Below are 25,473 nucleotides of genomic sequence, written 5' to 3' on the forward strand. Positions count from 1 at the left end.
CCAAGGCCCGATCATGCATCCGATGGTCCAATTTGCACTGCGCGCCGCGCGCAGTGCCGGCGAGCAATTCCTGCGCATTCGCGAGCGCATCGAAAATGCTCATGAAGAACACAGCCTCGACAAGCTGCTCGAGGATACTGCCCGTAATGCCGAGACGCTGATCCAGCGTCAACTGGCGCGGGGTTATCCGCAACATGGCGTTGTCGGCCGCTATACGTCGCATCGCGAAGGCGAGGGCGAAGGCCGTGACATGCTGTGGCGCATCGAACCCGTCCATGGATACTCCAACCTCACCGTTGCCGCGCCCGACTTCGCGCTGTCGGTGGTCTGCATGGTCAAGGGCCGTCCGGAGCACGCGGTGGTGATCTGCCCCTTCAGCGATGACGAATACCTGGCGAGCCGTGGGCGCGGTGCCCAGCTCAATGGCAAGCGTATTCGTGTGCCCAAGCATTACACGATCGACGGCGCGCGCATCGCCATGGGCCTGCCCGAGAGCGCGCTGCGCTCCCGGCTGCTGCCTGACCATCTGACCCTGACCCAGCAACTGGCGCCGCGAGTCGAGTTGATGCGGGCCTCCGGCAGTGGCTTGCTGGATATGGCCGAGCTGGCGTCGGGCCGTGTCGATGCGGCTTTCGTCCTCGGGCTCGAGGATCAGGACCTGCATGTCGGCTCACTGCTGCTCAAGGAGTCCGGTGCCCTGATGGGAACGCCGGACGGCCAGCCGTCGGTGTCGGCCAGTCAGCCGCTGATGGCTGCCGGGCCGCGCATGTACAAGGCACTGGTGAAGCAGCTCAAGCCCCATTTCTGACGGACCCATTTGTCGCCCGGTCGTCGTGGCAACATCTCGTAACGCTCTCGAGACTGTTCGAGAGCGATGAGTCGGTGTACGTTGAAGGTAGCCGGTGGCCTGTCCGGCCATCGGTTTCATGTCCCCCGGCCTCGCCGGATCATGAACACCACCCGCGAGAGGAGTGACGATGCAACCGCTCAGCTATTACTACTACAACGTGCTGGAAAGCCTTGAGAAGCCCTGCGATGTGCCCGCCCTGCATCTTCAGGAAGGCTATGATCTCTTGTACCGCTACGGTGGACGCGTCGAGATGGACTTGATGCGCCGCGCCGAAGCGGCCAGCGCGAATGGCGAGCCGTACCATTGGCACGAGGCCCTCGATGACGAACAGCGGGACAAGCTGCGTCGCGCCCTCGATGACGAGAACCCCGCCAAGATTCTCAAGGTGATGCAGCGCAATGGCTATGCCGGTGTGCTGTACCACCATGCCCGTGAGGTCTTTCGTCCCGACGCGCAAGGCGTCGCATAGAGCGGTGAGCAGGCGGTGATGCCTGAAGCGATACACCGTCGATGCCGCTAGATGAAAAAGCGCCACCTGGCATGCCAGGTGGCGCTTTTTTTGATCGGGCCGTCTTCGTGCGACCGATCAGGGCAGTTCTTCTTCGGCTTCCGCGTCTTCCTTCTTCGCCGGCATCAGGTCCGCGCGTTGCAGCTTGAGCGGCAGCAGCAGGGCGGCGGAGACATAGATGGACGAGAAGGTCCCGACCGCTATGCCGATGAACAGTGCCACGGCGAAGTAGTGGATCATGTCGCCGCCAAGAATCATCAGGGCCAGCACTACCAGCAGGGTGGTGCCGGATGTCGCGAGTGTCCGCGACAGGGTCTGGTTGATGGCTTCGTTGAAGATGGCGGGCATGTCGTCGATGCGTGACTTGCGGATGTTCTCGCGGATGCGGTCGTAGACCACGATGGTGTCGTTGAGCGAATAACCGATCACCGCGAGCACCGCCGCCAGTACCGTCAGGTCGAACTCGAAGCCGAACAGCGCAAAGATGCCCAGCACGATGAGGACATCGTGGCCCAGGGCCAGCAGGGCGCCGAGGGCGAACTTGTACTGGAAGCGAAAGGCCACGTAGAGCACGACGACGCCCAGCGCCACCAGCATGCCCATGCCGCTCTGGTCGCGCAGCTGATCGCCGACCTGGGCGCCGACGAACTCGGCACGTACCAGGTCCACGTTGTTGCCACCCTGGCGGAGCAGGTCGACGACCTGGTTGCCGACATCGGCATCGAAGGCTTGCTGGAGGCGAATCAGCACCTCGGTGGAGGCGCCGAAGGTCTGCACCGCCACGTCCTTGAAGCCGGCGGCCTCGAGGGTTTCGCGCACCATGCTGAGAGCCGGGGCCGTGGCGTAACGGACTTCGACCAGGGTGCCGCCGGTGAAATCGAGCCCCAGGTTGAGCCCCTGGACCAGTATCGCGACCAACGATATCAGCAGCGTTGCCACCGAGAAGATGAAGGCATAGCGGCGCTTGCCCATGAAGTCGAATTGTCGATTGATGAGGGATTGCATGACCACCTCTTATATCCAGAGCTTCTTGACCGGCTTGCCGCCGTAGCACAGATTGACCATGGCGCGGGTCACCATCAGTGCGGTGAACAGCGAGGTCAAAATGCCCAGTGACAGCGTCACGGCGAAGCCCTTGACCGGCCCGGTGCCGATCGAGAACAGGATCAACGCCACCAGCAGGGTGGTGATGTTGGCGTCGACGATCGACGAGAAGGCGCGCTCGTAACCGGCGTGAATGGCTTGCTGGACCGAGAGCCCGTTACGCAGTTCCTCGCGGATGCGCTCGAAGATCAGCACATTGGCATCCACCGCCATCCCCAGCGTCAGTACGATACCGGCGATGCCCGGCAGGGTCAGGGTGGCGCCGAGCATCGACATGACCGCGACGAGCAGGGTCAGGTTGAACCCGAGGGCGAGATTGGCGAACACCCCGAACACTCGGTAGCGCACCAGCATGAACAGCACCACCAGCAGCAGGCCGACCTGAACGGACAGAATGCCGCGCTCGACGTTCTTGGCGCCGAGGCTTGGCCCGATGGTGCGTTCCTGTGCGAAGTACATCGGTGCGGCCAAGGAGCCGGAGCGCAGCAGCAGTGCCAGATCGGCCGCCTCGGTGGGCGACTCCAGGCCGGTGATGCGGAAGCTGTTGCCCAGCGCGCTCTGGATGGTGGCCAGGCTGATGATGCCGCGTTCGGTGTCCTGCGTACGTACGGTGGTGGGCTCGCCGTCCTTCATCACCGTGCGCTCGCGGGAATTGTGCTCGATGAACAGCACCGCCATGTTGCGCCCGATGTTGGTGCGGGTGGCACGGTTCATCAGAGTGCCGCCGGTACCGTCGAGGCTGATGTTGACCTGAGGGCGGCCGTTTTCATCGAAGCTGCGATTGGCATTCGAAACCCGGTCGCCGGTGATGATCACGTCGCGCATCAGGGTCGCGGTGCGGGCTTCATTGTCGCGGAACGGGAAGGTCTCGGTTTCGGACTCCGGCGTGTCGGGGCGTGCCTCGAGGCGGAACTCCAGGTTGGCCGTGGCGCCGATGATGCGCTTGGCGGCGGCGGTGTCCTGAACGCCGGGCAGCTCGACGACGATGCGATTCGGTCCCTGACGTTGCACCAGCGGCTCGGACACGCCCAGCTCGTTGACGCGGTTGCGCAGCGTGGTCAGGTTCTGGTTGACCGCATAGTCCTGAATCTCGTTGACGGCGGTGTCGGTCAGGGTCATCTCCAGGCCGGCGCCACGCGTCTTCTCGACGTTGCTGTAGTCGAAATCGGGATATTCGGGGGCGATCAGTTGCCGAGCCTGGTCACGATCCTCGGCGTTCATGAAGTCCATGCTGATCGAGCGCTCGCCGAGCTCGGTGTTGCGATAGCGCAGTCGCTCGTCGCGCAGGAGGTTGCGCATGGCGCTGGCATCCGATTCCAGGCGCTGGGTGATGGCGGCTTCCATGTCGACTTCGAGCAGGAAGTGCACGCCGCCGCGCAGGTCGAGGCCCAGCGTCATGGGCGAGGCGGCCAGTGATTCCAGCCAGGCGGGCGTGGATTCGGCCTGGTTCAGCGCCACGACATAGTCTTCGCCGAGCGAGTCGCCGAGCAGATCACGTGCTCTGATCTGGTCGTCGGCGTGGCGAAGCCGGATCAGGACGCTCTGGGGCTGGCGCTCGATGGCTTGCGTGGCGATGCCCGCTTCATCGAGGGAATCCTCGAGGCGGTCGAGCCGTCGTTCGTCGAGGGTGAATTCGCCGCGGTCACTGCTGATCTGTACCGCCGGATCCTCGGGGAAGAGGTTGGGAAGAGCGTAGATCAGGCCGACGACGAGGACGAGGAGTATCAGCAGATACTTCCACAGGGGGTAACGGTTGAGCATGGGGGCCCTGCCCTCAGGTTGCTGATGATGGAGACGGGCGTTGCGTCATCACGAGCACCGGGCGGAGCCGGTTGGCCGGGCCCCGCCTCGGTGGTCGCAGGGCAGCCCGCACCGCAGGGCGGCGCGAGCGTGTCCAGTTAGATGGACTTGAGCGTGCCCTTGGGCAGGACGGTGGCCACGGCGTTCTTCTGCACGTTGACCTCGGTGCCCTCGGCGATTTCCATGGTGAGGAATTCGCTGTCTTCGCTGACCTTGGTGATACGGCCCAGCATGCCGCCGCCGATGACGATCTCATCGCCCTTGGAAAGGCCGGAAATCAGCTTCTTGTGCTGCTTGGCCCGCTTGGCCTGAGGGCGCCACAGCAGGAAGTAGAAAATCAGCACGAAACCGACCAGCATCACGATCTGGGCGATGCCTCCGCCCGGTGCGCCGCCGGCGTCCTGGGCCAGGGCCGGGGAAATGAAGAAGTCCAGCATTTACGACAGTCTCCTGAGTCGTGGTAAACAAAGTGGCGCCTAGCGGCGCTCGTCGGCGGGCCTTGTGGGCCAGCCAACCGTCAATTCGGTGCGGGAGGTACCGGCAGACCGCGCTGCGCGTAGAACCCTTCCACGAAGTTGGCCAATGTACCCGCTTCGATGGCACCGCGCAAACCAGCCATCAGGCGCTGATAGTGGCGCAGGTTGTGGATGGTATTGAGCATCGAGCCGAGCATTTCACCGCAGCGATCCAGGTGATGCAGATAGGCGCGCGAGAAGTGCTGGCAGGTGTAGCAGTCGCATCCTTCCTCCAGCGGCCCGGTGTCGTGGCGGTGCCTGGCGTTGCGGATCTTGACGGTCCCTTCGGCCGTGAAGAGGTGGCCGTTGCGGGCGTTGCGGGTCGGCATCACGCAGTCGAACATGTCGACACCCCGGCGCACGCCCTCCACCAGGTCTTCCGGCTTGCCCACGCCCATCAGGTAGCGGGGCTTGTCGGCCGGCATCCATTCGGGCAGATAGTCCAGCACTCCGATCATCTTTTCCTTGGGCTCACCCACCGACAGGCCGCCGATGGCATAGCCATCGAAACCGATCTCGTCGAGCCCTTTCAGGGATGCTTCGCGCAGCGCCGGATACATGCCGCCCTGAATGATGCCGAACAGCGCCGAGGGCGAGTCGCCGTGCGCATCGCGCGAGCGTTGTGCCCAGCGCAACGACATTTCCATGGAGCGCTTGGCCTCGTCGAAGCTTGCCGGGTAGGGCGTGCACTCATCGAAGATCATCACGATGTCGGAGCCCAGCGAACGCTGTACCGCCATGGATTCCTCGGGGCCCATGAAGACCTTGGCGCCATCCACCGGGGAACGGAAGTGCACGCCTTGCTCGGTGATCTTGCGCATCTCGCCGAGCGAGAAGACCTGGAAGCCACCGGAGTCGGTGAGAATCGGCTTGTCCCACTGGGCGAAGTCGTGCAGGTCGCCGTGGCCCTCGATGACCTCGGTTCCCGGGCGCAGCCACAGGTGAAAGGTGTTGCCGAGAATGATCTCGGCGCCGATCTCCTTCACCGACTGGGGCGTCATGCCCTTGACGGTGCCGTAGGTCCCGACCGGCATGAAGGCGGGCGTCTCGACCGTTCCCCGGGGGAAGGTCAGCCTGCCGCGGCGCGCCCGGCCGTCGGTGGCCAGGCGCTCGAAGGTCATGAAGCATTCGTTACGCATCGGGAGTCTCGACATCAGCGTGTCTAGTGGATGAAGAATTGTGACGGGTCAAGAACATGGCATCGCCATAGCTGAAGAAGGCATAGCCTTCCTGGACCGCCTCCCGATACGCCGCCATGACCGTATCGTAACCGGCGAATGAGGACACCAGCATCAACAGGGTCGACTCCGGCAGGTGGAAGTTGGTGACCAGGGCGTCGACCACGCGCCATTCATAGCCCGGATAAATGAAGATATCGGTCTCGCCGCTATAGGGCGCGATGTCGCCATCGGGGCTTTTCAGGCTGGCCGACTCGAGACAACGCACGCTGGTGGTGCCCACGGCGACGACACGATTGCCCCGGGCCCGCGCGGCACGAACCTGCTCGCATACCGACGCCGAAACCTCGATCCACTCGCTGTGCATCTCGTGTTCGCGGATGTCGTCGACGCGTACCGGCTGGAAGGTGCCGGCACCCACGTGCAGGGTGACGAAGGCGCTTTCCACGCCCTTGGCGGCGAGGCGTTCCAGCAGCGGCTCATCGAAGTGCAGGCCGGCGGTGGGGGCGGCCACGGCGCCATCGCGCCTGGCATAGACCGTCTGATAGCGCTCCCGGTCGGAGAGTTCATCATCGCGGGTGATATAGGGCGGCAACGGCATGTGGCCGTGGCGCTCCAGCAGTGCGATCAGTGGCGTCTCGCCGAGAAAGCGCAGTTCGAACAGCGCCTCGCGGCGCCCCTCGACCACGGCCTGGATACCACCCTCGAAGGTCAACTCGGTGCCGATCTTCGGGGATTTGCTGGAACGCAGGTGGGCCAGGCCGCGGTGCGCATCCAGCGGACGCTCCAGCAACATCTCCACGCGACCGCCGCTGGCCTTGTGTCCGTGCAGTCGTGCCGGAATCACGCGGGTGTCGTTGAACACCAGAAGATCGCCCGGCTCGAGCTTGTCGATGAGTTCGGGGAAGCGGCGGTGGTCGAGGGCGCCACTGGCACCATCGACGCACAGCAGACGACAGTCGCTGCGCTGCTCGGAGGGGTAGCGGGCGATCAGCGCCTCGGGAAGCTCGTAATGGAAATCGGCGCGCTGCATGGCGTGACTCGGTTGATCAGGATAAAGCAGAACGGAGCCGCCGGCACGGCGGCAAGCCGCATAGGATACCGTTTCCTGGCCACGAAGTCAGGACGGCGATTGACCTGCTTCGCTGGCTCCGTATAATGCAACGCCGTTGCCGGTGTGGCGGAATTGGTAGACGCAGCGGATTCAAAATCCGCCGCCTTCACGGGTGTGTCGGTTCGAGTCCGACCACCGGCACCACTTTGACATCAAGTGGTTAGCAGCACCCCCTTCTTCTTGTAGCACCTCTCCCTCAGTGCTTGGTCGCAGTTTGGTCGCATTCAAACGCGGCAACCTCGTTGCAATGTCGTCCAGTCCCGCATCGAACATGTGCGCGTAGCGGCTGGTGACGATCAGGCTTGAATGCCCAGCAGATCCCGACCGTTGTCATGCTCTTGCCAGCTATACAGGCCTCATCATGCCGCATATGGCAGCGGGCCAGTGTTCGGTTTCCGGAGTATCACGCCATCCTGTCCTTCCTCGCGAGGATGGCGTAGGGTAGCGGTAGTGCGGCCCTTTTCCTGCTAACGGTTAGAGGGCTGTTTTTATTGGTACTCCCGTACGCCATGTCTGGCAAGGAGGCTCATATGGTGGCGCGTCCCCCCTTGATCATCAATCGGCTCGATGCCGAGCGACTGCAGCGACTCATTGATGCGGCCGGCGAGGATGCCGTGGCGCTTTCCCTGGAGGAGGAACTGGAGCGTGGCGAGGTGCTCGAGCCGGAGCAGATCCCGGCGGATGTGATCAGCATGAACAGCCGGGTGCGCTTTACCGACCTGACGCGCGAGCGTGAGATCGTCAAGACTCTGGTCTATCCTCATGCGCTGGATGCTACCGAAGATGGCGTTTCGGTCATGGCGCCGGTCGGGGCGGCCCTTCTCGGCCTGCATGTCGGTGATGTCATAGAAGAGTGGCCGCTGCCCGGCGGGAAACAGACGTCACTGCGCGTCGATGCCATTCTCTGGCAGCCGGAGCGGGAAGGGCAGTTTCACCGCTAGGGTCTGTATGAAAAGTGCCTGCACTCGGTGAAGCAGTGTTGAAATCGCTCTCGTGCGAGAGTCCGATCAAAATGCTCATTTACCCTTGTAAACTGCGCAAGACCCAGGAGGCGAGGGGGCCGGTACCGTCATCGTCTCCCGATCGTCAGGCGGTCGTTTCACAACGCATCTGTTCTCGCCGACAGGCCGGGAGACGCCTTGTCGGTCATGTTCACGGAGAATGCTCATGCCACTTTCCCTCTGGCTGTCGTTGGCGGCTATCTGCGCCATGGGGGCCATGTCGCCCGGGCCGAGTCTGGCACTGGTACTGCGCCATACTCTGGGAGGCGGTCGCACGCCGGGCGTGGCGGCGGCCTTGTCCCATGCCCTGGGAGTGGGGTTTTATGCGCTGCTGACTGTCTGGGGACTCGGGGCGCTGATCGTGCGATTCCCGGCGCTGTTCCAGGTGATCACCTGGGCTGGGGCGGCCTATCTGGCCTGGCTGGGCATCAAGGCTCTGCGTGCCGGGCGAGCGGGAGCGCTCAACGCTGATGCCATGGCCACCTCCGGCATGCAGGCGGCACGTGAAGGGATGCTGGTGGCGCTCGCCAATCCCAAGCTCATCCTGTTCTTCGTCGCCCTGCTCAGCCAGTTCGTGACGCCGGACATGAGTCTGGCGGCACGTGCGATCATCGTGTTCACGGCCATGATCATCGACGGCGGCTGGTATGTGCTGGTCGCCGTCGGGTTATCCCACTCCCGGGTGTTGCCCTGGCTGCAGGCTCGAGCCCACTGGATCAACCGGGCAACTGGCGTGCTGCTGTTGGCGCTGGCGTTGCGGGTTGCCCTTGGGCCTATTGGCGGCTGAATCCGGCAAGGCGTCACGGGGCGCCATGCAGCAGAGCATCACGCCTGAGGCGCAGCATGGTGATCACATTGGTGATGAAGATCAGGGTCTCGGCGATGCTGCCGCCGATGGAGCCCGCCAGCAGGTTGCTGATGATCCAGCAGAAGGCGGCACTGGCCAGCAGGACACGCATGGCGATGCCACGCAACATGAACATGCCATAGGTGCCCAGTAGCCCCGCCGCCAGGGCCGGAATATCCCGTGGTCCGCTCCAGGTCAGGGCGGCGATCGCGAGGGTGGCGACCAGCATCGCGAGCATGATGCCGGTATGGCGCGGATAGCGGCGTGCCAGGGCGATACGCAGCACGATCAGCGCGGAGATGCCGGACGCCACCCAGCTCTGGAAGAGTGCGAACTGGGCGGCGAAGGCGACATTGGCAAATACCAGAATCACGAACAGCCGGTCGTCGCGCTTGTTGGCAAAGGCGACGACGCAAAGCGCCAGGGCGACAAGGCTGACCGCCTGTCCCAGCATCCATCTGAGCGTCCAGTCTTCCATGAGTGGCTCCGCGACAAAGGGCTTCGGCCCCTCACTCTACACGCAAAACCCCGGGGAAGCTCAGGGCTGGATACGGTTCAGAATCGCCGCTTCGGGTGCATCCGCGGGCAAGGTTCCGAAGACGGGACTGGCATCGATGAACCGCGAGCGACAGAAGGTCTCGCCGATCTCGGCAGGAGCATGGCGCAGCAGCAGAGCGCCCTGCAGGCATTGAGCCAGGCGCTGTGTCAGCCAGCGTGCCTGCCGCTCCAGAGTATCCGGCGGCGCTTCGAGACGCGTGACGAGCTCCTGCATGGCGGTATCCAGCGCCGATGATGCACCGCGAGCGGCGTCGAGTTCCTGGCGGAGTGCCGTCAGCGCTTCGGGATGACGACCGAACACCCGCAACACGTCGAGGCAGATGACGTTGCCCGAGCCTTCCCAGATGGAGTTCACCGGCGCTTCGCGATAGAGCCGTGCCAGCGGCGATTCCTCCACATAGCCGATGCCGCCGAGGCATTCCATGGCTTCGGCCAGAAAGGCGGGTGCACGCTTGTTGTGCCAGTACTTGGCCAGTGCCGGCAGCAGGCGGGCCAGGGCGGTCTCATGGGCGTCGCCCCGGGCGGCGCCGTCGAAGGCACGGGCGGTGCGCAGGGTCAGGGCGACGCCGGCCTCGACTTCCAGGGCCATGTCGGCGAGCAGGGTACGCATCAAGGGTTGTTCGGCCAGGCATCGGCCGAAGGCGTGTCGGGCTCGAACGTGCCGCCAGGCCTCGCTCAGTGCCTGGCGCATCATCGCCACCGGCGCGGTGGCGGCATCCAGTCGGGTCTGCTGGACCATCGAAAGGATGGTGGCGACGCCGCGCCCGGGTTCACCCAGCGGTTCGGCCCAGGTATCGCGGTATTCGATTTCCGCCGAGGCATTGGCCCGGTTGCCACACTTGTCCTTGAGTCGTTGCAGCTCGATGGCGTTGCGCTCGCCATCCGGGGTGAAGCGAGGCACCAGGAAACAGCCTAGGCCATCGTCGGTTTGCGCCAGGGTCAGGAAGGCATCCGACATGGGCGCGCTGCAGAACCACTTGTGGCCGTTCAACCGCCAGCCGTCGGCGACGGGAGTGGCTTGGGTGGTGTTGGCGCGAACGTCGCTGCCGCCCTGTTTCTCGGTCATCGCCATGCCGAAGGTCAGCGCCGTCTTGCGTTCGGCGGGCAGCGCCCGGGGGTCGTAATCCCAGTGCAGCAGGCCGGGAGACCAGCGCTCATGCAGGCTTGGCGAGTGGCGCAGCGCCGGCATGGCAGCATGGGTCATGGTCACCGGGCAGCAGAAGCCGGGCTCGGCCTGGGTGAGCAGGTACAGGGCCGCCACATGGGCCTGGTGCCCGCCGCGACCTTCCTCCTGCCAGGCAACCGCGTGCCAGCCATGGTCCATGGCCAGGTGCATCAGTTCATGGTAGGCCGGGTGGTAGTCGACGGCATCCAGGCGTCGCCCGTAGCGGTCGAAGAGTCGCAGTTCGGGCGGGTGACGGTTGGCGGCCTCGCCCAGAGCTCGGACGTGTTCGCTGCCGACGTCGCGCCCCAGCGGCGCCAGGCGTTCGGCTACCCAGTCGGGGGCCTCGCGTGCCAAGGCTTCGCGCATCGGCAGGTCGTCCTCGAGGAGATCGCGATCCTCGGGGGGAGGGGGCTGGTTGGTCACCTCATGGGTGGCCAGTCGGGCACGCGGCGCATATTCCTGCATGGGAAGCTCCGATGACTGGGCCTGTCGTGAGCATGGCCGCCACTCGGTGCCCGGTCAACGCCTTCGGCAGCGCTCGGGCCGGGTGAGGGCGCTAACGCCGTCGCCGGCGTACGGGATCGTGACGGTGGGGAGGTGACGTGCCCACGGCGAGCCGTTAGGCTGATTCTATTTCCCTTCAGGGAGTTTCCATGGCCACCGAGCCCGGTGTGTCGTCCGAATCGACGACGGTCCAGCGCATATCCGACGAGAGCATCCAACTGGTGGATGCGCGCAATCGTCCCTGCGGCAGCGCCCCGCGCGCGACCATGCGGCGCTATTGCTTCTGGCACCGCGCCACCTACATCGTGGTGCGCAATGCACGGGGCGAGTTGTGCGTGCAGCGACGCACTCTGTACAAGGAGGTCTTCCCCGGCGGCATTGATCTGGCTGCCGGTGGCGTGGTCGGTGCCGGCGAGGCGGTGCATGTGGCGGCGAGACGCGAATTGGCCGAGGAACTCGGGATCGTCGGGGTGCCCCTGCGCCATGTGCTGGAGTTCGTTCATGCGCGGAATGGCAACCACATCTTCGGTAGTGCCTATCTGGTCGACTACGATGGCCCCCTGGTCCTGCAGGCGGAGGAAGTCGCCGAGGCCTTCTGGCTGCCTCCCGAGCAGGCCCTGGCGCTCGAGGATGTCACACCGGACACGCGTCAGGTGGTGGAGACGCTCATCCACGACGGCTCACTCGTTGCGGTCTCCAGGTGAGTCTTCGGCGCGGGACTGGCGCCGAGGGAGCCGGCGTGGCATCTTGAAGGAACAGACAGCGAGCCCGAGCCATGAGCATCCATGACCACGATTGCCGCACCCATGGCGGCGAGCCCTTCAACCTCCGCGCCCTGCGCGGCCAGGTGCTCCTGATCGTCAATGTGGCCAGCCGCTGTGGCTTCACGTCCCAGCTCGGCGAACTCGAGCGTCTCTATCGGCGTCACCGCGACCGCGGCTTCACCATACTGGCGTTCCCCTGCAATCAGTTCGGACGGCAATCTCCCGAGTCGGCGGCCGGATTCTGCTCGTTTGGTGAACAGACCTATAGCGTGACCTTTCCGCTGATGGAAAAGGTGCGGGTCAACGGGCGCCACGCTCATCCCTTGTTCGTCGAGCTCAAGCGCGAGGCGCCGGGAGTCCTGGGGACGAAGGCCATCAAGTGGAATTTCACCAAGTTCCTGGTGGCCCGGGATGGCCGCGTCGTGCGTCGCTTCCCGCCACGGGCGGGGATCAGGGAGCTCAACGAGGCGCTGGAGTCCATTCTGGACGAACCCTGGGGGTGACGCGGCTCGCCATCACGACAGGGTCTCGCCCCGCGCGATCAATACCCGTTCCATCAGCTCGTTCCAGCGGTGGCGGGCCATGATGGTGGTCAGGCCCGAGAACAGGGCCCAGGTCTTGCGTCGCCAGCCCTTGAGTCGCAGGTTGTGGGCCACCAGCAGACGCATCAGCTTGTGATCGTCGAAGTGGCGCCATTCGCTGGCCACGGACATCTGCTGGCGGGAGAGCACCGGCGCCAGCTCCAGTCGGAAGACCCATTCCAGCTCCTGCACGCTGAGATCATGACGCTGGATGACCTCGACCATGCGTGCGTAGTCGGTCTCCTTGGGTTCCCGTTCCAGCCACAGAGGCGCCAGCGCCAGCCATAATTCGCCACGCTCGTCGACGAGGGTCTGGGCATCCATTGGCGGTCTCCTGCTCGTTTTCGGACATCGGGATCACGCTCATGCTGCCCCAGCCTGCGGCCGCACTCAACAATGTCCGGGCCGGTTCCCCTCCCGCGAGCCGATGAGGGCGGACAGTGACGCCCAGTGTCGCTAGAATGTCGCCATTGCAACACAATGTTCCGGACGCCGCCGCGCGGCTCCCTGATATCCAACGAAGAGGTCTGTCGTGATCATCAAGCCCAAGGTACGCGGTTTCATCTGCACCACCACCCATCCCGTCGGTTGCGAGAAGAACGTGCTCGAGCAGATCGAGGCGACCCGGACGCGAGGACTGGACAAGAACGCTGGCCCCAAGAAAGTGCTGGTGGTCGGTGCCTCCAGCGGTTACGGCCTGGCGGCACGCGTCACCGCGGCCTTCGGCTACGGTGCCGATACCCTGGGCGTGTTCTTCGAGAAGCCGGGCACTGAGAAGAAGCCCGGCACCGCCGGCTGGTACAACTCAGCGGCTTTCGACAAGTTCGCCAAGGCCGAAGGCCTCTACAGCAAGTCCATCAACGGTGATGCCTTCTCCCACGAAGCGCGCGAGAAGGCCATCGAGCTGATCAAGCAGGATCTCGGCCAGGTCGACCTGGTGGTCTATTCCCTGGCGTCCCCGGTGCGCAAGCTGCCCGACAGCGGCGAGGTCAAGCGCTCCAGCCTCAAGCCGATCGGCGAGACCTACCGTGCCACTGCCATCGACACCAACAAGGACGCCATCATCGAGGCCGAGGTCGAGCCGGCCACCGAGCAGGAGATCGCCGATACCATCGATGTGATGGGTGGCGAGGACTGGGAACTGTGGATCGATGCCCTGGATCGCGCCGGTGTGCTGGCGCCGGGGGCCAGGTCCGTGGCCTTCAGCTACATCGGTACCGAGATCACCTGGCCAATCTACTGGCATGGCGCCCTGGGGCGCGCCAAGGAAGATCTCGACCGTGCTGCCGGCGAGATCGACAAGCGTCTCGGCCAGCAGGGCGGTGGTGCCAACGTGGCGGTGCTCAAGTCCGTGGTCACCCAGGCCAGCGCGGCGATTCCGGTGATGCCGCTGTATATCGCCATGGTCTACAAGGTGATGAAGGAACAGGGGCTCCACGAAGGCACCATCGACCAGCTCAATCGCCTGTTCGGCGAGCGCCTCTACGGTGGCGAGGCCGAGACCGATGATGCGGGGCGCCTGCGCCTCGATGACTGGGAGCTGCGCGACGATATCCAGCAGGCCTGCAAGGCGCTGTGGGCGGAGGTCACCACCGATAACCTGTTCGAGATCACCGACTACGCCGGCTACAAGCACGACTTCCTGAAGCTCTTCGGCTTCGAGCGGGACGACGTGGACTACGAGGCCGACGTCGATCCGGTGGCGAACTTCGATGTCGTCGAACTCTGAGAGATGCCGCATGAAATCTCGAGTCCTGCCGCGGCTCCACCATGGCTGGCTTGATCTCCCGGTCCAACGCTTTCATCGATACCCTGCGCAACGTCGATGATGGGGGCTGATGGCAGGGGCGGGTCGCCTTCCTACGGCCTGACCCGAGACGTGGGGATGGTGGTGCTGCCCGGGTTCTCGATGCTGGCCCAGGCCTGTGCCACCGAGCCTTTGCACGTGGCCAACCGCCTGGCCGGGCGCACGCTGTATCGCCTGTCGACCTTCGCCGTCGATGAGCGGCCGGTCGCCAGTGCTTCCGGTCAGGCCTTGCTGCCCCAGGCCGCGGCCGGCGAGTCGGGGACGTCGCTGGACTTGCTGCTGGTGTGCGCGCCGGGCCCGCTGGCGGGCAGCGTTCCCCGGACACTGCTCGACTGGTTGCAGCGGCTGGCCGCCGCCCGGGTGGTGCTGGGCGGTATCGGCGGCGGTACCGAGTTGCTGGCGCGAACCGGGGTGCTGGATGGCTATCGTGCCACCTTGCCCTGGCCGCGCTTCGAGGCCTTCGCCCGGGACTATCCCAGGGTCCGCTTGTCCCAGCAGCTGTTCGAGATCGACCGCGACCGGCTGACCTGCGGAGGCGGCACCGCCGCCATGGACATGATGATGACCCTGGTCGGCAGCCACCACGGTGACGAGCTGGCCGAGCGTATCTCCGAGCATTTCGTGCTCGAGCGCATTCGCATGGGCGACGAGCCCCAGCAAGTACCGTTGCGCACGCGGCTCGGTCACGCTCCCCAGAGCCTGGTGGACGCGGTGGCGCTGATGGAGTCGAACATCGAGGAACCCCTGACGACCCACGAACTGGCCGAGCACCTCGGCATCTCGCGCCGCCAGCTCGAGCGGCTGTTCAAGAAGTATCTCCAGGCCGTGCCCAGCCGCTATTACCTCAACCTGCGCCTGCAACAGGCCCGCCGCCTGTTGCGCGAAAGCGATCGTCCCGCCGGCGAGATCGCTCTGCAGACCGGCTTTTCCTCGGCGGCTCATTTCTCCACCGCCTATCGCAATCACTTCGGCATGACGCCCCGCGAGGAGCGCCTGGGCTAGAGGCTCGACGAAAAGTGTCCGCACTCGGTGATCATGGCCGAAAATGTCCGCTGATGAGCCGCTTATGGCCTCAGTTCCGCGAAGGGGCGGCGCTATGCTGGCATGACCATCCATTGCTCCTTGGCGGAGACCATGCCCATGAACACCGCACTACTGATGATCGACGTTCAAGCTTCCTTCCCGGCGCGTGACTACTGGGACGAGGCGCTGGCTGCCCCCTGGCGCGAGCGGCAACACGCCTTGCTGGCGCTGGCCCGACAAGCTGGAATTCCCCTGGTACGCATCTACCACGAGGAGCCCGGCAGTGCGACGCCCTTCGATCCCGAGCATGGCCTGATTCGTCCGCTCGAAGGGTTCGACGAGCCGTCGGCGGCGACCTTCCACAAACGAGCCCACAATGCCTTCACCGACACCGAACTGGAGCGCTGGCTGCACGATCGGGGCATCGAACGACTGATCATCAGCGGCATTCGCACCGAGCAGTGCTGCGAAACCACCACGCGTATCGCCGCCGACCTCGGCTTCGAGGTGGACTTCGTCAGCGAAGCGACCCTGACTTTCCCCATGGCCCGGCTTGGCCGGACCTGGTCCGCCGAGGACATTCGCGCCCGTACCGAGCTGGTGCTGGAAGGGCGCTTTGCCCGCATCGTCGATGTCGCCGAACTGGCAAGCGAATGGGGCACGCATGCCGCTTGAGGTGGCGCCGTCTCCGACGGTCGGGGTGCTGATGCTCCCCGGCCAGGTCCCGCTCGACCTGGTGGGGCCGCTGCAAGTGCTGCATAGCGCGCAGCGCATGCACGAGGACCTGACGATTCGCTACTTCGGCCCCAGCGAGACGCTCGACTGGCTGGGACCACTGGCGCTGAGCGGCATCGAGCCCCTGCCACGGGCGTCGCAGGACTGGGATCTGCTGCTGGTGCCCGGACAGTATCGGCAGGGCATCGATCCGAGCCGTCAGCCGCTTGCCGTCGAATGGCTGCGCGAGCATGCGCCGGCGGCCCGCACGGTCATGGGGATCTGCTCGGGTTCGTTGCTGTTGGCCGAGGCTGGCCTGCTGGACGGTCGTCGCTGTACCACCCATCACACCCTGCTGGCGCAGCTGGAAACCCTGGCGCCGGGGGCTCGTGTTCAGGGCGACTGTATCTTCATTGAGGATGGCCCCGTCCTCACCAGCGCCGGGATCTCCACGGGCATCGACACCATGCTGCACTGGCTGACGCGACGCTTCGGTCACCGGCTGACGCTGGCGGTGGCCCGGGAGATGGTGCTTTACCTGCGCCGCAGCGGCCATGAGCCGCAACTGGCCGGTTGGCTGGAAGGGCGCAATCATGTCGACGAGCGTATCCACCGCTTGCAGGATGCCCTGAGCGCTCGTCTGGGAGAAAGGTGGTCAATGGCCGACATGGCGCGAGCGGCGATAATGAGTGAACGTCACCTGCGACGTCGCTTCCCCGCGGTCGCCGGCATGTCGCCGCATGATTACCTGCTGCGTTTGCGTCTGCAACTCGCCCGACAATTGATGGACGAGACGCCCTGGAGCCTGGCACGTATTGCCGAAGAAGTCGGTCTTGGCGACGACCGGCAGCTCAGGCGTGCCTGGCGCCGTTTCGAAACCGGTTCACCCCGAGCATGGCGCGAGCGCCGGGAGTCAGGCTCGTCCTGACCCGCTTCGCTGCCTTCTTTCACAATTCGCCGTCCCATTGCTGAAAGCCGCTTCGGTTTGCGCTCCCTATACTCGAATGCATCGACTCGAAAACGATGATCCATCCTTCCGAGTCTTCTCGAGCAAAAGGAGCGTGACATGACCCAGACCCCGACCCGCAGCGATTTCGACCAGTACATGGTGCCCAACTATGCGCCCCAGAAAACCATCCCGGTGCGTGGCGAGGGCAGCCGCCTGTGGGATCAGCAGGGCAAGGAGTACATCGATTTCGCCGGGGGGATCGCGGTGAACGCGCTGGGTCATTGCCACCCGGTGCTGGTCGATGCCCTCAAGGACCAGGCCGACAAGCTGTGGCACCTGGCCAATGTCTATACCAACGAGCCGGCCCTGAAGCTGGCGCGCAGCCTGGTCGAGCGCACCTTCGCCGACAAGGTCTATCTGTGCAATTCCGGTGGCGAGGCCAATGAAGCCGCGCTCAAGCTGGCGCGTCGCTGGGCCTACGACAATCACGGCGAGCGCAAGAACCGCATCGTTTCCTTCGGCAAGTCCTTCCATGGCCGGACCTTCTTCACCGTCAGCGTCGGCGGCCAGCCGAAGTATTCCCAGGGCTTCGGGCCGGTGCCGGGCGGCATCGTGCACGGCGAGTACAACGACCTGGAAAGCGTGCGCGAGCTGATCGACGCCGACACCTGCGCGGTGATGGTCGAGCCGATGCAGGGCGAGGGCGGCATCGTTCCCGCCGATCCCGAGTTCCTCAAGGGCCTGCGCGAACTCTGCGATGCCAACGACGCCTTGCTGATCTTCGACGAGGTACAGACCGGCGTGGGCCGCACCGGCTCGCTGTACGCCTACATGCAGTACGGCGTGACCCCGGACATCCTGACCACCGCCAAGGCGCTCGGCGGCGGCTTCCCGGTGGGTGCCATGCTGACCACCGACCGCGTCGCGCCGTCGCTGGGCCTGGGCACCCATGGCTCGACCTACGGGGGCAACGCCCTGGCGTCCGCCGTGGCCCTGGCGGCGGTCGAGCATATCGACACCCCCGAGGTGCTGGAGGGCGTGGCCAAGCGTCATGACCTGTTCCGCGAGCACCTCGAGGCCATCAACCGCAAGCACGGCGTCTTCAAGGAAGTGCGCGGCATGGGGCTGTTGATCGGTGCCGAGATGCATCCCGAGTACGAAGGGCGCGCCAAGGACATCCTGCCGCTGGCCATCGAGGAAGGCCTGATGGCGCTGGTGGCCGGTCCCAATGTGCTGCGCATGGCACCGTCGCTGGTGATCCCCGAGGCGGATATCGCCGAGGGCATGGCGCGTCTCGAGCGTGCCGTCGCGCGCCTGGTGGCCGACCAGTGAGTCGCGTCCCCGCCATGCCGGAAGCCGAATCACGTGGAGGCCATGACATGCTGGTGGTACGTCCCGCCCGGCCGGCGGATCTGCCGGCCCTGGAGCGGTTGGCGGGCAGCGCCACGCCGCGCCTGACCAACCTGCCGGCGCACCGCGACCGACTGGAGGAGCGTCTGGCGCGCTCCCAACGGGCCTTCGAGGCCGAGGTGGAGTTTCCCGGCGACGAGCACTATACCTTCGTGCTCGAGGACCTGGAGCGGGGCGAGGCGGTAGGCACCGCCACCATCCGCGCCCAGGCCGGCGCCCGGGAGGCCTACTACACCTATCGTCAGGAGACGCTGATCCACGCCTCGCAGCAGCTCGACGTGCGCCGCGAGGTACAGACCCTATCGCTCTCCCACGAGGTCTCCGAAGCGAGCCTGCTGTGCGCCTATTCGCTCGACGCGCATTATCGGGGCACCAGCGCCGAGAGCCTGCTGCGCCGCGCTCGGCTGATGTTCATTGCCCAGTACCCGGAACGTTTCGCCGAGATCCTGGCGATGGCCTTCCCCGGCTATCTGGACGACGAGCAGCAGTCGCCGTTCTGGAACAGCGTGGGGCGGCATTTCTTCGTCCGCGACTTCCAGGACATCAACTATATCGCCGGGGTGCGCTCGAAGAGCTTCATCGCCGAGGTGATGCCGCAGTTCCCGCTTTATCAGGCGCTGCTCACACCCCAGGCGCGGGCCGCGGTGGGGCGTGAGCACCCGGAACACGAATCGGCCATGAGCGAGATGCTGGCCGAGGGTTTCCTGCGCTCGCGGCATGTCGACATCTTCGATGCCGGGCCGGTGATCAAGGGTGAGCGCGAGCGGCTCGAGAGCTTCCGCCATGCCGCCTGGCATCCGGTGCGCATTCGGCCGGCCCATTCGTTGCCGGATGCCGAACCGGCCATGGTCGCCAATCAGCGTCTCGGCGATTTTCGTTGTGTGGTGGCGCGCTATGCCCTGTCGCCCACTGGCCAGCTGATGCTGTCGCCGGAACACGCCGAGCTGCTCGGCGTCGAGGAAGGCCGCGCCGTGCTTGCCGCGCCGCTGGCGCTCGCCGGTGCCGAGCATGATCCGGGTTACGACGAGGGAGAGTTGTAATGCGCATCCGACCGATTGCCGAGTCCGACCTGGACGAACTGCGGGTACTGGCCCGCGAAACGGGGGTGGGGTTCACCTCGCTGCCTGATAACGAGCCCTTCCTGGCCGCCAAGATCGCTTCGGCGGTGAGCGCCTTCAATGGCGAGACGCCGGAAGACAAGCGCCTTTACTTCTTCGTGCTCGAGGACGAGGTCGAGGGGCGTCTCGCCGGCTGTTGCGCCATCGAAAGCCAGGTGGGACGCGAGATTCCCTTCTACCATTACCGCGTCGGCACCCTGGCGCATTCCTCGGTACAGCTCGACCTGCACCGCACCATCGATACCCTGTTTTTGAGCTCGGATCACACCGGCGACGCCGAAGTGGCCTCGCTGTTCCTGCGCTCCGAGTATCGTGGTTCCGATCGTCGCCACGAGCGCAATGGCGCGCTGCTGTCGATGATGCGCTGGCTGTTCATGGCCGAATTCCGTGACGGCTTCCCCGACAAGGTGCTGGCGGAGATGCGCGGCCTGTTCGACGAATCGGGCAGGAGTCCCTTCTGGGAGTGCCTGGGCAGCCACTTCTTCCCCATGGATTTCAACGAGGCCGACCGGCTCACCGGGCTGGGCCAGAAGAGCTTCATCGGCGAGTTGATGCCCAAGTTCCCGATCTACACGCCCTTTCTCTCCGAAGAAGCGCGCGCCTGCATCGGCCAGGTGCACGAGCACACTCGTCCGGCGCTGGCGATGCTCAAGAAGGAGGGACTGCGCTGGGAAGGCTTCATCGACATCTTCGATGGCGGTCCCACCGTGGAAGCCTATATCGACGACGTGCGCGGCGTGCGCCTGTCGCGGACCTGCCGGGTCGAGGTCAAGGCCGGTGAGCTGGAGCAGACACCGCGTCCGCGCTGGTTGGCCTCCAACACCGTAATGGCCGACTTCCGCGCGGCCTGGGTGGGACGTGGTCCCGACGATGAAGGCGTGCTGACCCTGAGCGAGGCCGAGGCCGAGCGACTCGAGGTCGGCGCGGGCGACACCCTGCGCATTCTGGATACCGACGAGGAGACATGATGAAGGCGACGCAACAGCTACTGATCGGCGGCCATTGGCAGTCCGGCGAGGCCGAAGAATTCGCCAAGCATGATCCCGTTGGCGGCGAGGCGCTGTGGTCCGGTGGCGCCGCCAGCGAGGCCCAGGTGGGGGCCGCCGTGGAGGCCGCCCGCGCTGCCATGCCGGCCTGGGCGCGCACGCCCCTGGAACAGCGCAAGGCCCTGGTGGAGCGTTTCCGCGAAGTGCTGGAAACCCATCGCGAAGCGCTGGCCACGGCCATTGCCCATGAGACCGGCAAGCCGTTGTGGGAAGCGCGCACCGAGGTTGGCGCCATGATCGGCAAGGTGGCGATCTCGATTCGCGCCCAGCAGGAGCGTGCCGGCGAGCGCGAGCGTGATCTGGGCGATGCCCGGGCGGTGCTGCGCCATCGTCCGCATGGCGTGATGGCGGTGTTCGGCCCCTACAATTTCCCGGGGCACCTGCCCAACGGGCATATCGTGCCGGCGTTGCTGGCCGGCAACAGCGTGGTCTTCAAGCCCAGCGAGCAGACGCCGCTGACCGCCGATCTGACCCTGCAGTGCTGGCGCGAGGCCGGTCTGCCGGATGGCGTCATCAACCTGGTGCAGGGGGCGGCGCCGGTGGGGCAGGCGTTGTCCCGGCATCCGGGCATCGATGGCCTGCTGTTCACCGGCAGCGCCAAGGTCGGCGGTCTGCTCCAGCGCCAGTTCTCCGAGCAGCTGGGCAAGATCCTGGCCCTGGAGCTCGGCGGCAACAATCCGTTGGTGGTCAAGGACGTGCCCAACCAGGAGGCGGCCGTACTGACCATCCTGCAGTCGGCCTTCCTGTCCGGTGGCCAGCGCTGCACCTGCGCACGCCGCTTGATCGTGCCGCGCGGACCGGTGGGCGATCGGCTGCTGGAAGCCCTGAGCGAAGCCATCGCCAAGCTGAGGGTGGCCGGCCAGTTCGCCGAGCCGGCCGGCTTCTATGGCGGCCTGGCGACCCTGGAAGCGGCCGACGGGCTGCTCGCTGCCCAGGCCGATCTCGAGGAGCGCGGCGGAACGGTGCTGTCGCGCATGGCGCGCCTGGAGGAGGGCACCAGCCTGCTGTCGCCCGCCCTGGTCGATGTCACCGGCCTGGAGGTGCCCGACGAGGAACACTTCGGTCCGCTGCTCAAGGTCTATCGCTATGACGACTGGGACGAGGCGCTGCGGCTGGCCAATGATACGCGCTACGGCCTCTCCGCCGGGCTGATCGGCGGCGAGCGGGCCGACTGGGACGACTTCCTGCTGCGCATTCGCGCCGGCATCGTCAACTGGAATCGCCAGACCACCGGCGCTTCCGGCGACGCTCCCTTCGGCGGGGTGGGCGACAGCGGTAACCATCGCCCGAGCGCCTATTACGCCGCCGATTACTGCGCCTATCCGGTGGCTTCCATGGAGACCGAGGACCTGCAGCTGCCCGATCAACTGCCGCCGGGGGTGAGCCTATGACCGATGAACGGCAAGCGGGGCTCGACGTTCGCGAGGTGAACTTCGACGGTCTGGTGGGGCCGACGCACAACTACTCGGGGCTGGCGCATGGCAATGTCGCCTCGATGACCCATGAGGGGCTGGTCGCCAATCCGCGCGAAGCGGCCCTCCAGGGGCTCGAAAAGATGAAGTCGCTGATGGAGGCCGGCTACGCCCAAGGCGTTCTGCCGCCCCAGCAGCGCCCGGACCTGGGTGCCCTGCGCGCCCTGGGATTCGACGGCGACAATGCCCGGGTGCTGTCCCGGGCCGCCCGCGAGGCGCCGCAGCTGCTGCGCGCGGTGTGTTCGGCCTCCAGCATGTGGACCGCCAATGCGGCCACGGTGACACCAAGCGTCGATGCCGCCGACGGCCGCGTTCATTTCACCCCGGCCAACCTGCAGTCGAGCTTCCATCGCTATCTGGAACCGGACACCACCGGTCGGGTTCTGGCGTCGATCTTCGCCGACGAGGCACGTTTCGCGCACCATCCGGCGCTGCCCGCCACGCCGGCCTTCGCCGACGAGGGTGCGGCCAACCACACCCGGCTGTGTGCTTCACATGGCGAGGCCGGGGTGCATCTCTACGTCTATGGACGCCAGGCCTTCGGTGGCGATGGCGTCGAACCGCGTCGCTATCCGGCGCGGCAGACCCTGGAGGCCAGCCAGGCGGTGGCGCGTCAGCATGGTCTCAATGAGGCGCAGACGGTGTTCGCCCAGCAGCATCCCGAGGCCATCGATGCCGGCGTCTTCCACAATGACGTCATCGCAGTGGGCAACGGCCCCGTGCTGCTCTATCACGAGATGGCCTTCCGCGACGAAGAGGGCACGCTGGAAGCGCTGCGTGCCAGCATGCCCGAGCCGTTAATTCCGGTGCGGGTGCCGCGCGAGGCGGTCAGCCTCGACGATGCCGTGGCCTCGTACCTGTTCAACTCTCAATTGCTCAGCAATCCTGACGGCAGCATGACACTGGTGGTACCCGGCGAGTGCCAGGAGCGCGAGGCGGTGTGGCGCTGCATTCAGGATCACCTGCTGGCCGGCAACAATCCGATCGGCGAGGTGGTGGTCAAGGACGTCAAGCAGAGCATGCGCAACGGCGGTGGTCCAGCATGCCTGCGCCTGCGCGTGGCGCTCTCGGCCGAGGAGCGCGCCACACTCTCCGGGCGCGTGCTGCTCGACGAGGCCCTGCATGGCGAGTTGACCGCCTGGGTCGAGCGCCACTACCGGGACCGCTTGGCCCCCGCTGACCTGGCCGACCCGCAACTCGCCGAGGAAACCCTCGCCGCCCTGGACGAGCTGACGCGTATCCTGCGTATCGGCAGTGTCTACCCGTTTCAGATGGCATGAACCGGTAATGCCCTCCTTGCCCCGCCACACGGCGGGGCTTTTTCGTTTATGCGGGTCTATTCATGCTCGGCGCGGGCGGTGTCTGCGGTTATGCTGGGGCCACACGTCCACCATTGCGACAGGAGGTCCTCGTGGCCGGAGCCAGTCTGCTGACACTGATCGACGATATCGCCACCATCCTCGACGATGTTTCGGTGATGACCAAGGTGGCGGCCAAGAAGACCGCAGGCCTGCTGGGGGATGACCTGGCCCTCAATGCCGAGCAGGTCACCGGCGTGCGAGCCTCTCGGGAGTTGCCGGTGGTCTGGTCGGTCGCCAGGGGCTCCTTGCTCAACAAGGCGATACTGATTCCCGCTGCCTTGCTGATCAGCGCCTTCATGCCCTGGCTGGTGACGGTGCTGCTGATGCTGGGCGGTGCCTTTCTGTGCTTCGAGGGCGCCGAGAAGCTGGCGCACAAGTTCCTGCATGGCGAGGACGACAAGGCGGAACATGCCGAGCGGGCCCAGGCGCTGGCCTCGGGCGAGGTCGACATGCGCACCTTCGAACGCAAAAGAATCAAGGGTGCCGTGCGTACCGACTTCATCCTTTCTGCCGAGATCATCGTCATCGCCCTGGGCACGGTCACCGGTGCGGCCCTGGGCCAGCAGATCGTCGTTCTGATCGGCATCGGCCTGCTGATGACGGTCGGGGTCTATGGCCTGGTCGCGGGCATCGTCAAGCTGGACGACCTGGGCTTCTACCTCGATGAACGAGGCGGAAGCCTGGCCGTCATCGGGCGTGGCCTGGTCAATGGCGCGCCCTATCTCATGAAACTGCTATCGGTGGTCGGTACTCTGGCGATGTTCCTGGTCGGTGGCGGTATCCTGAATCACGGCGTTCCCGCCCTGCATCACCTGGCCCGGGATATGAGCGAGGTCGAGCTGGCCATGCCGGGGCTCGATGCCATCGTGCACGGCCTCGGTCCGATGTTGCTCAACCTGTTGGTTGGATTGGTGGCCGGCGCCCTGGTGCTGGGGGCGGTGACGCTGATCCAGAAGTGGCGCGGCGCCGACGCATGACATCGCCGCTGGTCGCTTATCGATGCGCCCTGGCGGATGGCTTCGTTGCGGACGATGCCCAGTGGCAGGCCGTCGAAGTGCTCGAATGGACCCACCAGGCCTTGCAGCGTGGAGACGCCCGCGTCCCCGGCGTCTACCTGTGGGGCACGGTGGGGCGCGGCAAGACCTGGCTGATGGATGCCTTTCAGCGCGGCCTGGAGGTGTCGTCGATACGCCAGCATTTCCATCACTTCATGCGCTGGGTCCACCGGCGTCAGTTTCAGTTGACGGGCACCGCCGACCCGCTGCAGCAGCTGGCCGTCGAGTTGAGCAGCGAGGCGCGCGTGCTGTGCCTCGATGAGTTGTTCGTCACCGATATCGCCGATGCCATGCTGCTGGGCCGCTTGCTGGGCGAGCTGTTCGAGCAGGGCGTGACCCTGGTCACCACCTCCAACCAGGCGCCCTCGGGGCTTTATGCCGACGGCTTCAATCGCGAACGTTTCCTGCCTGCCATCGAGGCCATCGAGCGCAGCACCCGAGTGGTGCACCTGGCCGGCTATCAGGACCATCGGCGCCATCCGGGGACGCTGGAGCAACGCTACTGGGTACGCGGCGAGGGCGAAGCGAGTGTGCTGCCGGACGTCTTCGCGCGGCTCAACGGCGAGCGTGCGGCGTCGACCGAGCCTGTCATCCTGGGACATCAGCCGATCGAGGTGGAGGCATGCGGCGAGTCGGTCGTCTGGTGCCGTTACGCGGCCCTCTGCGAGCGACCCTTGGCGGCCCTGGACTTCATCGCCCTGTGCGATCGCTTCCGTCACGTCCTGCTCGGCGAGGTGCCGTGCCTTGGCGGAATGCCCGTGGCCGCGAGGATCGCGCGTGGCACCGAGGACGCCGGTGCCAGGGTCGAGGCCGGCGACCGCGAGCTGCCGGCGCTCTCCCGACACGACGATGGCGCACGCCGCTTCATCGCCCTGGTCGATGAATGCTACGACCGTGGTGTACCACTGCATGTCGAAGCCAGGGTACCCATGGAAGAGCTCTATCCGGCCGGGCACCTGGCCTTTCCCTTTCGCCGCACCCTGAGTCGTCTGCGGGAAATGCAGTTGGCGCGCTTCGCCGTGCGGTGAC

General features: G+C 65.5%; 25 protein-coding genes and 1 tRNA gene. 18 read left to right on the forward strand and 8 right to left on the reverse strand.

The window, feature by feature from the left end:
* Positions 1-13: 13 nt before the first annotated feature.
* Both HELO_RS02095 and HELO_RS02100 read left to right on the forward strand, forming a co-directional pair.
* On the forward strand, positions 14-808 hold the full coding sequence (locus tag HELO_RS02095; protein WP_013331152.1) for an inositol monophosphatase family protein: 795 nt from the start codon (positions 14-16) through the stop codon (positions 806-808).
* Positions 809-977: 169 nt separating this feature from the next.
* Entirely contained in the window at positions 978-1,319 is a 342-nt protein-coding gene (locus HELO_RS02100) for a hypothetical protein (protein WP_013331153.1), read from the forward strand.
* Between the two features lie 117 nt (positions 1,320-1,436).
* Here the strand turns inward: HELO_RS02100 and secF are convergent, their stop codons facing one another.
* From secF to queA, 5 genes are all read right to left on the reverse strand, one after another.
* Positions 1,437-2,363 carry a protein translocase subunit SecF gene (gene secF / locus HELO_RS02105; RefSeq protein ID WP_013331154.1) on the reverse strand — a complete coding sequence of 309 codons (927 nt, stop codon included), beginning with the start codon at positions 2,361-2,363 and terminating at the stop codon, positions 1,437-1,439.
* A gap of 9 nt (positions 2,364-2,372) precedes the next feature.
* Positions 2,373-4,223 (reverse strand): protein translocase subunit SecD, encoded by a 1,851-nt coding sequence (gene secD, locus HELO_RS02110; protein ID WP_013331155.1) that lies wholly within the window; start codon positions 4,221-4,223, stop codon positions 2,373-2,375.
* Positions 4,224-4,360: 137 nt separating this feature from the next.
* A complete protein-coding gene (gene yajC / locus HELO_RS02115; protein WP_013331156.1) occupies positions 4,361-4,699 on the reverse strand; it encodes a preprotein translocase subunit YajC in 339 nt (112 codons plus the stop codon).
* Between the two features lie 80 nt (positions 4,700-4,779).
* The gene (gene tgt / locus HELO_RS02120) at positions 4,780-5,898 is read right to left on the reverse strand and encodes a tRNA guanosine(34) transglycosylase Tgt (protein WP_109637293.1); all 1,119 of its coding nucleotides are present in this window, start codon (positions 5,896-5,898) and stop codon (positions 4,780-4,782) included.
* Positions 5,899-5,908: 10 nt separating this feature from the next.
* Complete coding sequence (gene queA / locus HELO_RS02125) at positions 5,909-6,988, reverse strand: tRNA preQ1(34) S-adenosylmethionine ribosyltransferase-isomerase QueA (RefSeq protein ID WP_013331158.1); 1,080 nt, start codon at positions 6,986-6,988, stop codon at positions 5,909-5,911.
* A gap of 138 nt (positions 6,989-7,126) precedes the next feature.
* Here queA and HELO_RS02130 point away from each other — a divergent pair.
* The 3 genes from HELO_RS02130 to HELO_RS02140 all read left to right on the forward strand — a co-directional run bounded on the left by HELO_RS02130 (position 7,127) and on the right by HELO_RS02140 (position 8,857).
* Positions 7,127-7,213, forward strand: a tRNA-Leu gene (locus HELO_RS02130).
* 386 nt (positions 7,214-7,599) lie between these two features.
* On the forward strand, positions 7,600-8,010 hold the full coding sequence (gene rnk / locus HELO_RS02135) for a nucleoside diphosphate kinase regulator (protein ID WP_013331159.1): 411 nt from the start codon (positions 7,600-7,602) through the stop codon (positions 8,008-8,010).
* 226 nt (positions 8,011-8,236) lie between these two features.
* Positions 8,237-8,857 (forward strand): LysE family translocator, encoded by a 621-nt coding sequence (locus HELO_RS02140; RefSeq protein ID WP_013331160.1) that lies wholly within the window; start codon positions 8,237-8,239, stop codon positions 8,855-8,857.
* A 13-nt stretch (positions 8,858-8,870) separates the two neighbouring features.
* On the opposite strand, the gene HELO_RS02145 is transcribed toward HELO_RS02140, so the two are convergent.
* Together HELO_RS02145 and HELO_RS02150 are read right to left on the reverse strand one after the other, a co-directional pair.
* Entirely contained in the window at positions 8,871-9,395 is a 525-nt protein-coding gene (locus HELO_RS02145; protein WP_013331161.1) for a YgjV family protein, read from the reverse strand.
* Between the two features lie 60 nt (positions 9,396-9,455).
* Positions 9,456-11,105, reverse strand: coding sequence for an acyl-CoA dehydrogenase family protein (locus HELO_RS02150; protein ID WP_013331162.1), 1,650 nt, complete (start codon positions 11,103-11,105; stop codon positions 9,456-9,458).
* A 188-nt stretch (positions 11,106-11,293) separates the two neighbouring features.
* On the opposite strand from HELO_RS02150, the gene HELO_RS02155 reads away from it, so the two are divergent.
* Together HELO_RS02155 and HELO_RS02160 are read left to right on the forward strand one after the other, a co-directional pair.
* Positions 11,294-11,848, forward strand: coding sequence for an NUDIX hydrolase (locus HELO_RS02155; protein ID WP_013331163.1), 555 nt, complete (start codon positions 11,294-11,296; stop codon positions 11,846-11,848).
* A 71-nt stretch (positions 11,849-11,919) separates the two neighbouring features.
* Entirely contained in the window at positions 11,920-12,411 is a 492-nt protein-coding gene (locus HELO_RS02160) for a glutathione peroxidase (RefSeq protein ID WP_013331164.1), read from the forward strand.
* Positions 12,412-12,423: 12 nt separating this feature from the next.
* Here the strand turns inward: HELO_RS02160 and HELO_RS02165 are convergent, their stop codons facing one another.
* A complete protein-coding gene (locus HELO_RS02165) occupies positions 12,424-12,813 on the reverse strand; it encodes a DUF7079 family protein (RefSeq protein ID WP_013331165.1) in 390 nt (129 codons plus the stop codon).
* Between the two features lie 208 nt (positions 12,814-13,021).
* Here HELO_RS02165 and fabV point away from each other — a divergent pair, with 208 nt between their 5' ends.
* The 11 genes from fabV (at position 13,022) to zapE (ending at position 25,472) form a co-directional block, all read left to right on the forward strand.
* Entirely contained in the window at positions 13,022-14,218 is a 1,197-nt protein-coding gene (fabV, locus tag HELO_RS02170) for an enoyl-ACP reductase FabV (RefSeq protein ID WP_013331166.1), read from the forward strand.
* Positions 14,219-14,314: 96 nt separating this feature from the next.
* Positions 14,315-15,298, forward strand: a complete 984-nt coding sequence (locus HELO_RS02175; protein WP_013331167.1) for a GlxA family transcriptional regulator — start codon at positions 14,315-14,317, stop codon at positions 15,296-15,298.
* A gap of 138 nt (positions 15,299-15,436) precedes the next feature.
* The gene (locus HELO_RS02180) at positions 15,437-15,994 is read left to right on the forward strand and encodes an isochorismatase family protein (RefSeq protein WP_013331168.1); all 558 of its coding nucleotides are present in this window, start codon (positions 15,437-15,439) and stop codon (positions 15,992-15,994) included.
* The gene (locus HELO_RS02185; RefSeq protein ID WP_013331169.1) at positions 15,984-16,961 is read left to right on the forward strand and encodes a GlxA family transcriptional regulator; all 978 of its coding nucleotides are present in this window, start codon (positions 15,984-15,986) and stop codon (positions 16,959-16,961) included. Before HELO_RS02180 ends, HELO_RS02185 begins: the two co-directional genes overlap by 11 nt.
* A gap of 138 nt (positions 16,962-17,099) precedes the next feature.
* Positions 17,100-18,314, forward strand: a complete 1,215-nt coding sequence (locus tag HELO_RS02190; protein WP_013331170.1) for an aspartate aminotransferase family protein — start codon at positions 17,100-17,102, stop codon at positions 18,312-18,314.
* A 47-nt stretch (positions 18,315-18,361) separates the two neighbouring features.
* Positions 18,362-19,432 (forward strand): arginine N-succinyltransferase, encoded by a 1,071-nt coding sequence (locus HELO_RS02195; RefSeq protein WP_013331171.1) that lies wholly within the window; start codon positions 18,362-18,364, stop codon positions 19,430-19,432.
* On the forward strand, positions 19,432-20,478 hold the full coding sequence (gene astA / locus HELO_RS02200) for an arginine N-succinyltransferase (RefSeq protein ID WP_013331172.1): 1,047 nt from the start codon (positions 19,432-19,434) through the stop codon (positions 20,476-20,478). Before HELO_RS02195 ends, astA begins: the two co-directional genes overlap by 1 nt.
* A complete protein-coding gene (gene astD / locus HELO_RS02205; RefSeq protein ID WP_013331173.1) occupies positions 20,478-21,947 on the forward strand; it encodes a succinylglutamate-semialdehyde dehydrogenase in 1,470 nt (489 codons plus the stop codon). Before astA ends, astD begins: the two co-directional genes overlap by 1 nt.
* Positions 21,944-23,308 (forward strand): N-succinylarginine dihydrolase, encoded by a 1,365-nt coding sequence (astB, locus tag HELO_RS02210; RefSeq protein ID WP_013331174.1) that lies wholly within the window; start codon positions 21,944-21,946, stop codon positions 23,306-23,308. The genes astD and astB overlap by 4 nt, the downstream gene beginning before the upstream one ends.
* A 131-nt stretch (positions 23,309-23,439) precedes the next feature.
* Complete coding sequence (locus HELO_RS02215) at positions 23,440-24,366, forward strand: DUF808 domain-containing protein (protein WP_041601855.1); 927 nt, start codon at positions 23,440-23,442, stop codon at positions 24,364-24,366.
* Positions 24,363-25,472 carry a cell division protein ZapE gene (gene zapE / locus HELO_RS02220; protein ID WP_013331176.1) on the forward strand — a complete coding sequence of 370 codons (1,110 nt, stop codon included), beginning with the start codon at positions 24,363-24,365 and terminating at the stop codon, positions 25,470-25,472. Before HELO_RS02215 ends, zapE begins: the two co-directional genes overlap by 4 nt.
* Position 25,473 lies beyond the last annotated feature (1 nt).

The sequence above is a fragment of the Halomonas elongata DSM 2581 genome (genome assembly GCF_000196875.2).
Classification (GTDB): Bacteria; Pseudomonadota; Gammaproteobacteria; order Pseudomonadales; family Halomonadaceae; genus Halomonas; species Halomonas elongata.